Below are 1294 nucleotides of genomic sequence, written 5' to 3' on the forward strand. Positions count from 1 at the left end.
CGCCAGCGGCGTTCGTAGCCCGCCGGCTGGAAGTCGAACGACTGCTGCCAGGTTCCGCTGATCTGCTCGCCTACCTGATCGGCGGCGCCGCGATCTACATCGTGCTGCGCGCCCTCGGCGAGATGGCGGTGAGCAACCCGGTCTCCGGTTCGTTCGGCGAGTACGCCAGCAAGCACCTCGGCCCGCTGGCCGGCTTCGTGACCGGCTGGACCTACACCTTCGAGATGCTCATCGTCTGTCTGGCCGACGTCACCGCGTTCGGTGTCTACATGGGCTTCTGGTTCCCCGACGTGCCCCGGTGGATCTGGGTGCTGTCGATCATCTTCTTCATCGGCGCGATCAACCTGCTCAGCGTGAAGGTGTTCGGCGAGGTCGAGTTCTGGTTCAGCCTGGTCAAGATCGTCGCCATCGTGGCCATGATCGCCGGCGGCATCGCCATCCTGATCTTCGGCTTCGGCATCCACGACACCAGCGGCGGCGTGCAGAACCTGTGGGCCGACGGCGGCTTCTTCCCGACCGGCTTCGGCGGCTTCGTCGCCTGCTTCGCGATCGTCATGTTCGCCTTCGGCGGTACCGAGATCATCGGCATCACCGCGGGCGAGGCCGAGGACCCGCAGCGCACCATCCCGCGCGCGATCAACACGGTGCCGGTCCGGATCATCCTGTTCTACGTCCTCACCCTCGCGGTGATCATGGCGATCAATCCGTGGCAGACCATCGGCGACGAGGGCAGCCCGTTCGTGCAGATCTTCCAGAGCCTGGGCCTCGGCCCCGCGGCCGCCGTGCTGAACGTCGTGGTGATCACCGCGGCCCTCTCGGCCATCAACAGCGACATCTTCGGCGCGGGCCGGATGATGTACGGCATGGCCCAGCGCGGTCAGGCGCCCGCGGTCATGCGGCGGGTCTCGCGCAACGGCGTGCCGTGGATGACGGTGGTCATCATGACCGTCACCCTGCTGGTCGGCGTGCTGCTCAACTACCTGATCCCGGACAAGGTGTTCCTGGTGATCGCCTCGATCGCCACCTTCGCGACCATCTTCGTCTGGTTGATGATCCTGTTCTCGCAGTACCGCTCGCGGCAGCGGATGTCGGCCGCCGAGGTCGCCGCGCTGAAGTTCCCGGTCCCGCTGTGGCCCTACGGCCAGCTGATCACCATCGGTTTCCTGGTGTTCGTGATCGCGGTGATCGCCTTCGACGCCGACAGCCGGGTGGCGCTGGTCGTCGGCGCGGTCTGGCTGGTCCTGCTGTGGGTGGCCTACCGGCTCTGGGTCCGTCCGGCCCCGGCGCCGGAGGC

1 protein-coding gene is annotated in these 1294 nt (G+C 67.0%); it reads left to right on the forward strand.

Going from position 1 to position 1294, the window contains the following annotated elements; all coding sequences use genetic code 11:
- The coding region (locus ACWDNU_RS46075) for an amino acid permease (RefSeq protein ID WP_449673476.1) at positions 1-1294 on the forward strand (1294 nt) is incomplete at both ends.

This window comes from Amycolatopsis sp. NPDC003676, from assembly GCF_053587275.1.